The organism is Thalassobellus citreus, assembly GCF_044385915.1.
Taxonomy (GTDB): domain Bacteria; phylum Bacteroidota; class Bacteroidia; order Flavobacteriales; family Flavobacteriaceae; genus Thalassobellus; species Thalassobellus citreus.
The window spans coordinates 1-7,093 of record NZ_JBISCC010000084.1; the positions used below are offsets into that span (position 1 = coordinate 1).

9 protein-coding genes are annotated in these 7,093 nt (G+C 29.6%); 1 reads left to right on the forward strand and 8 read right to left on the reverse strand.

Annotated features, from left to right (window positions below; translation table 11 throughout):
* Window positions 1-238: 238 nt before the first annotated feature.
* The 3 genes from ACH5TX_RS00640 to ACH5TX_RS00650 all read right to left on the reverse strand — a co-directional run bounded on the left by ACH5TX_RS00640 (window position 239) and on the right by ACH5TX_RS00650 (window position 2,643).
* Window positions 239-1,204 carry a hypothetical protein gene (locus ACH5TX_RS00640; RefSeq protein WP_439337621.1) on the reverse strand — a complete coding sequence of 322 codons (966 nt, stop codon included), beginning with the start codon at window positions 1,202-1,204 and terminating at the stop codon, window positions 239-241.
* Window positions 1,205-1,362: 158 nt separating this feature from the next.
* Window positions 1,363-1,776, reverse strand: a complete 414-nt coding sequence (locus ACH5TX_RS00645) for a hypothetical protein (RefSeq protein WP_439337622.1) — start codon at window positions 1,774-1,776, stop codon at window positions 1,363-1,365.
* Between the two features lie 159 nt (window positions 1,777-1,935).
* Complete coding sequence (locus tag ACH5TX_RS00650) at window positions 1,936-2,643, reverse strand: class I SAM-dependent methyltransferase (RefSeq protein WP_439337623.1); 708 nt, start codon at window positions 2,641-2,643, stop codon at window positions 1,936-1,938.
* A gap of 97 nt (window positions 2,644-2,740) precedes the next feature.
* On the opposite strand from ACH5TX_RS00650, the gene ACH5TX_RS00655 reads away from it, so the two are divergent.
* Window positions 2,741-3,604 carry a LysR family transcriptional regulator gene (locus ACH5TX_RS00655; protein WP_439337624.1) on the forward strand — a complete coding sequence of 288 codons (864 nt, stop codon included), beginning with the start codon at window positions 2,741-2,743 and terminating at the stop codon, window positions 3,602-3,604.
* A 153-nt stretch (window positions 3,605-3,757) separates the two neighbouring features.
* Here the strand turns inward: ACH5TX_RS00655 and ACH5TX_RS00660 are convergent, their stop codons facing one another.
* The 5 genes from ACH5TX_RS00660 to ACH5TX_RS00680 all read right to left on the reverse strand — a co-directional run bounded on the left by ACH5TX_RS00660 (window position 3,758) and on the right by ACH5TX_RS00680 (window position 6,924).
* Window positions 3,758-4,303 carry a hypothetical protein gene (locus ACH5TX_RS00660; protein ID WP_439337625.1) on the reverse strand — a complete coding sequence of 182 codons (546 nt, stop codon included), beginning with the start codon at window positions 4,301-4,303 and terminating at the stop codon, window positions 3,758-3,760.
* A gap of 159 nt (window positions 4,304-4,462) precedes the next feature.
* A complete protein-coding gene (locus ACH5TX_RS00665) occupies window positions 4,463-5,035 on the reverse strand; it encodes a hypothetical protein (protein WP_439337626.1) in 573 nt (190 codons plus the stop codon).
* Between the two features lie 126 nt (window positions 5,036-5,161).
* Window positions 5,162-5,815, reverse strand: a complete 654-nt coding sequence (locus ACH5TX_RS00670) for a DUF6000 family protein (protein WP_439337627.1) — start codon at window positions 5,813-5,815, stop codon at window positions 5,162-5,164.
* Window positions 5,816-5,976: 161 nt separating this feature from the next.
* Window positions 5,977-6,504, reverse strand: coding sequence for a hypothetical protein (locus tag ACH5TX_RS00675; protein WP_439337628.1), 528 nt, complete (start codon window positions 6,502-6,504; stop codon window positions 5,977-5,979).
* Complete coding sequence (locus ACH5TX_RS00680) at window positions 6,505-6,924, reverse strand: hypothetical protein (RefSeq protein WP_439337629.1); 420 nt, start codon at window positions 6,922-6,924, stop codon at window positions 6,505-6,507.
* Window positions 6,925-7,093 lie beyond the last annotated feature (169 nt).

Genomic DNA, 7,093 nt, shown 5'->3' on the forward strand with positions numbered 1-7,093 from the left:
TTCTCCAATAGGAATTGAGCAATATTTTCCGCTTAACTTTTCTTGCGAAAAAGTCATAATAGAAGTCAGAAGTATGATTATTTGCAGAATCGTTCTCATAATGTTTGCCAACGGTTACGTATAATATTAGTGGCGCGTTTAAGCACTAATTTAGTAAATAGAAACTTGCCAGCGGAAAATTCCTGCGGAATTTTCCAAGTAGGCTAAAACTAGCCATTAATTTTATGCTTTGTTGTGCCTAGTTATTTTTTATTAATTTTTCTATCCAATTAAAGCAATCTTTGTTGTCCATAATACTCCAAGAATGCGGATGTTTAGTTCCATCTAATTTGATTCCTTTGCCCATTGTGATTATGACATTCGCATCCTTATTTCCCATAAGTTTTAAATCGTTTATCATTGCAACAATGTCAGTTCCATTCCAATCGTAGAGGTCTCTTCTTCTTTCGTTCATAAGCCAATTAACATCTAAATCTGTGTACATTCTAATTGGAATGTTTTTTAAGTACTCTGCATTTCCTCCATTTTCTACTCCATTTGAATAAATTGATGCCTTAATATATTTCTCGGGAAATTCTTTTGGTGAACCGCCATAAATCTCATTATAGTTATTCATTATCCATCTCGCTTCTCCAACTCCAAGTTCTGAAAAATTCCTTTTAATTTCTCTTTCACAATATTCATAAAAGTGTGCTTTATCCAAAGGCACATCTAGTCCAAAAACTCCTTTAGGTTTTAGATAGGTTTTCTTTTTGTCTTTTACAGCTTGTTGTGCATAAGTCAATGAAATCATTCCTCCATTTGATAGTCCACCAAGTATAAAGTTCTCTTCTGGGATTTTATGCTTCTCAATAACATCTTTGAATATTATGTTTAAAGTCTCTATTTCAACTTCTCTATTTTCAGTTCCCCAATTTATAGAGGGAATTATCGTTATAATACCTTTGCCATAAGCAAGTTTTGGAATAGTAATTTGTTTTATCAAATCTTCAGTAGTTTCTCCACCTGATGGTAAAATCACTATTGCTCCTTTAATTTTTCCTTTCGGCACAAGTTTTAGGTAATAAAGTTCGGTACTTTCTCCATCATTGATATATAAGTTTGAAGCATCAGAACTATCTAGTACAACTTTTTCAAAATCCTGACCTTTACAAGAAATACTTATCAGAAGTGAAAAAAACAATATGATTTTATATTTGTTCATTGGTATGTTTTAATTAGGCACAACGGTTATGCATATGGAAAGTGCGATTTTGTGTGCGAGGATTTTCCGAAGGAAAATCAGAAGCAAGCAAAGAAGCAATAACCATAAGATTAAGCACTAAAATAAGCATTTTTTATATGCGATGTTGTAGTGCGTTTTTATTTAATCATTTTTTTAAGGTTTTCTGAATACTTTTCAGAGTCGACGAAATCAATGAAATGTCCATAAAAAGGACTAATCCATTTTTTCTCTTTATTGCTCAAAACAACAATCATATTGAATGATTTATTGTAATCAACTTTATCAATGTCAGTCCAATAAATTTCTTTTTTTGTCCCAATCTCGTTTTTTATAATCATTGATTTATCTCCGATAATAATTTTATACTTGTAATAATGTAAGGTCAGGTAGAGTCCGATTGAGAAAAAACCAATAAACATTAGGAGAACACTCAAAAGTCCGTCGTTTTCATATTCCTTAAGCACAAAAAACAGAACATAGATTAATAACAAGGAAATTGCAAAACAAAGAAGTCCGAAGAAGAGAATCAATTTTCCAGGTTTTAAATCCATTCAGATAGGTTTTTAATGCACTACAACGGTTTTATATATGATTTGTTGCGTGTTTCAAGCACTGAATTTAGTAAATAAAAACCGAATAGAAAATCCGCGAGGATTTTCGTAAGTAGGTTAGAACTAGCAATAAATTATATATGTTGTTGTGTGTAGGTTTTATTTGATTCCACCGAATGCTCCAAAACACATATTCTTATGTAAAATCTCTGTTTTTTTAAAACCTATTTTTTTCATTAATTCTAACTGATAAGTCATAGACCTAGGAGAATCTTCTTTTTCTATATATTCAAACACTTTTTTTCTGTATTCTTTTCCATCTACACTTTCTAAATAATCTCCATAACGTTCCCAAGTGTATTCATTTACAGCACTAGTTTCTTGAGTTATTAAGTCTGAAATCATTAAACATCCACCTGGTTTTAGTAAACGAAATAATTTATCAAATGTAGTTTCCCAGTCGTTGTCATCCCTCAAATGATGTAATACAGCTCCAGCTAATATGATGTCAAAACGATTATCTTTTAAATCTACTTCTCTAATATCTCCTTGAATAATTTCTACTGTACTGGTTGTTTTAGCTGATACTCTTTCCTTTGCTTTGTTTAACATAGGTCTACTCAAATCAACTAGAGTACAGTTAAGGTCTGCGATTTTAGTTAGCATTTTTAGACTATAATTTCCTGCTCCACAGCCAATGTCTAATAAATATTGTGCTTTAGGGTTTATTCTCTTTGAAGCTTCGGTTAAAAGTTCAAGAGATATTTTGGCATCAATTGTAGCTATTTGACCAGTGTCTAGATTAGAAAATCGTTCAACATCATTATCAAATCGTTCTTTAATTTCTTTAACTGTTGATTTATTCATTTTTGTAATGTTTTATTTGTTATTTCAAATGTATAGCTCTTTTAATTGTTTTAAAAAGACTTAATTTGTCAATTAATAATACCTTTAAAGTATAATTATGGAATTAAGGCATTTAAGATATTTTTTAGCAGTAGCAGAAGAATTGAACTTTACAAAAGCTTCTGAAAAGCTCTGTATTTCTCAGCCTCCTTTGAGTAGACAAATAAAAGAATTAGAAAATGAACTAGGAGCTAGGTTATTTGAAAGGAATAATAAAAAGGTTGCCTTAACTGAAGCTGGTAAATACTTTAAAGATAAAATAACTAACCAGTTACAAGACTTAGAGTCAGTAGTTTTAAAGACTAGAAAAATTTCAGAAAACGTTAATGGTGAATATAGAATAGGATATATTAGTTCAACATTCTCTGATAAGATGACAAAACTTGTTCAGTTTTTAACTGAAAAATATCCATTTTTAAAAATTAAATTATACGAGGTTTCTACAGTCAAGCAAATTTTAGCTTTGGAGCAAAATAAATTAGATTTGGGAATAATTAGAGCTCCTTTAATATCTACAAAGATAATTTCTAAACGATGGTTTAAAGATTCTTATTCGTTAGTTTTTAATAACAATCTGAATAGGAATGTTGAGAGTTTAGTTGATGTAAAAGATAACGTTTTCGTTTTTTTTAATAAAGATTATGCTCCTGTATATTATAATTCTCTTATTGAAATTTGTTCACATTCTGGGTTTATACCTAATGTTGTTCACGAATCAAATAATATTAATTCCATAATTCAATTGGTAAGAAATGGGTTAGGAATTTCTATTGTGCCAAGTAGTTTGAAAAATAGTCATACGTATTCAGAATTATCATTTTTAGATTTAGATAATAAGTTTTCTACGGATGTTTTACTTGCAACCTCAAAGAGTGAAGAATCAGAAATAACAGATTCGGCTGTATCATTTTTATTGACGTGAATTTTAACTTACACACAACGAGTTTGTGTATGCTTTGTTGCGTGTTTCAAGCACTAAAGTACGTAAATAAATTCATAGATAGAAAGTCCGTGAGGACTTTCCCAAGTAGGCTATAAGCTAGCAATAAAATATACACGTTGTTGTGCCTAGTTTTTATTCTTTATATATAATTCGTTTTTTATTCCTCCCTTTAGATTTGAACACTTTTTTAATATCGTGTAAATCATAAAGTCCTTTTTTAGTGTTTTTTTCGAGTTTCATTCTCAATTCAGACACACGATTGTAATATTTTTTTCCAATTTCTTCGATTTCAGAATTGGATTTCTTATTTACGTGATTATTTAAATTAAAAAAGAGATTATTTATTTCGTCAAGAGTTTCGTGAGTTTCATTGTCAATCCAAAGTCCATATGATATTGCTAACATCAAATTTTGTTGAAATTCATAAAATTTACTTTCTCCTTGTCCAAAAATCAAATGATAAGGTTTTCCATCATCGTCCAATACAACACTTTTCATAACTGCGATTTGATTCTCAATGAATTCATAAGCATTAAGTCGTTTCTTTAAAATTTCTTTGTAGTATTCATTTCTGAAATCCATATTTTTTAGTCGGATTGAAGTCAAATAAGAGATAATTGCTGATACAATTCCTGCAATTACTCCACTCGCTAATAAAATTTTGATGGTTTCCGACATTTTTTCTCAAATTAGGCACAACGGTTACGTATAATATTAGTGGCGCGTTTAAGCACTAATTTAGTAAATAGAAACTTACCAGCGGAAAATTCCGAAGGAATTTTCCAAGTAAGCTAGAACTAGCCATTAATTTTATGCTTTGTTGTATGCCGTTTTTTTTCAGATTATTAATGTTCCTTTATAATAAAAACTCATTTTTGAATTTTCAATAAACTCGTCCAATTCAGTTTCTTTTGTTGCTTTGTCATTATATAATTCAATATAATATTCGGTTGGATTAGAAACACCTATTCTAAAAACCCAAAATTTGAATCGTTTCGTTTGAGAGTTTGGATTTATTTTTTCCAATTGTTCAAAACAACAAATCGCTAAACTATCATTTCGAGAAAGATTGAAAAAAACTTTTTGATTTTGACTTAAAGAATCAATTTTCGCTTTCGTTTTTTTTGTAGTTTCCTTTCCAAATATTACATCTGGATTAAAAATTCCGTTGTCAATAAGTTTTAGAAATTCCGTGTTTCCAGTTTCTATTTTTAAAATCTTTTCTCCAAATCTGTAAGTATTACTGTCAATTGAATCAATCTTTCCAGAAAATCGATCATATTCAGTTTTAACATACTCTTTTGAATTAAAAACTTCTTTGGAAAATCGATATTTTGCTCTGTTGTCTGTTTGTCCAAAAACATTGAAGAAACTTAATACAATTAATATGTTCGTAATTATCGTTTTCATAAATGGCATACAACGGTTGTGTATAAGGATAGTGCGGTTTTGTGTCCGAGGATTTTCCGTAGGAAAATCAGAGAGACCAAATACTCACTAACCTTTAGATTTAGGAATAAATTTAAGCATTATTTCTTATACTTTGTTGTACGCAGTTTTTATTTTATTTAAACTCTCCATTTGACTTTCAAACCCCTCAAATGAATGCTCTAAATTTTGAGCATATTTGTCGGAAACCCAATCTTTGTACAAATCCAAATATTTTTCCATTTCATTTGTTCCGTTAAGTTGGTCAGTCCATTTTAGAGCGGACATAGCGTCTCTTTGGTCAAAATGTAAATGTTTTTGTGTCAAATAATAGTCAAGATATTTTTTTAAATATTCAATTCCATCTTTGGTGTTGAAAGAAGCTAAAGTCAAACAATATCCAGTTCCAGCATAACAAACTTGACTTTTTAAAAGATGAATTCCGATTATATCCTCAACTTCTTTTAAATCCATTATTGTCGAGAAATATGCTCCGACAATTCGTGTTCTCCAATTAAAATCGCCAAGTAAATTCTTAACCACATCAGTATTCAAATCGTCTTTTATTGGCACAAGTTTCTCTATAAATTCATTAGTATTATTTATCTGAAACATATAAAAAGGAACGCACCATTTTTTTATAAAATCAGGTTCGAGTTTTATTTCGTTCGAGTAATGGTCCAATTCCTCAAATGAACTTTTGTGTCTTACTGTTGCTCCAGCAGAATGTAATTCGATTTGTCTTTTTGTTTTTTCGTCCATTTTCGGTTCGGGCAAATTGCGTACAACGGTTTTATATATGATTTGTTGCGTGTTTTAAGCACTGAATTTAGTAAATAAAAACCGAATAGAAAATCCGCGAGGATTTTCGTAAGTAGGCTAGAACTAGCAATAAATTATATATGTTGTTGTGCGTTCGTTTTTTATTTAAATAGATAGTCTAATATTTCAAATTTTTTAAGTCCGAAAGCAATCGCAAAAATCCAATAGATAACAAGGAATATTTTGACTGCTATTTTCTCTGGTAATACTCCAAAAAATTCCATTAAATGTTGTGGAAACTTCACTATAAAATCAATCCAAAAGACTGGGTTAAAAGATTCTCTAAATCTTTTTCTATAAACGCCAATAGCTTCATTAAATCTATTCTGTACATTTCCAACAATATCTTCTCTACGATTAGTCAAATTATCAAAAACTGAAACTCGTGTATTTGAAAAATTCCCAAAGCCTAAAAATTCTTGATGAATTACAGAAGAATCTTTTAGTCCAGCATCTTTGAATAAGGATTTTATTTCCTCTTTATTTTGAATAAATTTATAATTATCAGTTCTGATATATTCTAAATACTTGTCGTATAAATTTTTAATCCGAATATATTTATAAAGATTAGTTATAAATCTTAAAAGCATAACTCCGACAAAAAATCCTATGATATAATACCAATTCATTTAATTTATATTTTCAATTAGTTCCATATCGCTGTCATTAAAAGACGTCCATTCTCCAGAATCATAATTTTTAGAGTAAAGTCCGTTTTCGGTAATCTCTAAATATTCATTCTCCATTATTTCAATTAGTTCATCAATTGTTTTAACTTTCTCTAATTTATTGTCATTGATTATTAATGATTCAAAATTCTTTAACGAATTTATGTATGCATACTCGGGTTTATGTATACCAATTACATATTCATCCAAATCGCCACAACTACTAATTAAATATTTGGAATCTGATTCTTTAATTTCGATTAGTAATGATTCGATAGTCAATTCTCTTGATAATCTTTCCGCTCCAATCAAAAAAGGAATCGTCAAGCCATATCTGCCTTTTTTATTACACCAATAGTTAATTAATTTTTTCCAAATCATTGTTATTCGGTTAGTTTTTAAATGACGCACAACGGTTGTGTATAAGGATAGTGCGGTTTTGTGTCCGAGGATTTTCCGCAGGAAAATCAGAGAGACCAAATACGCGCTATCTTTTTGATTTAGTAATAAAATTAAGCATTATTTCTTATACTTTGTTGTGCCTCGTTTT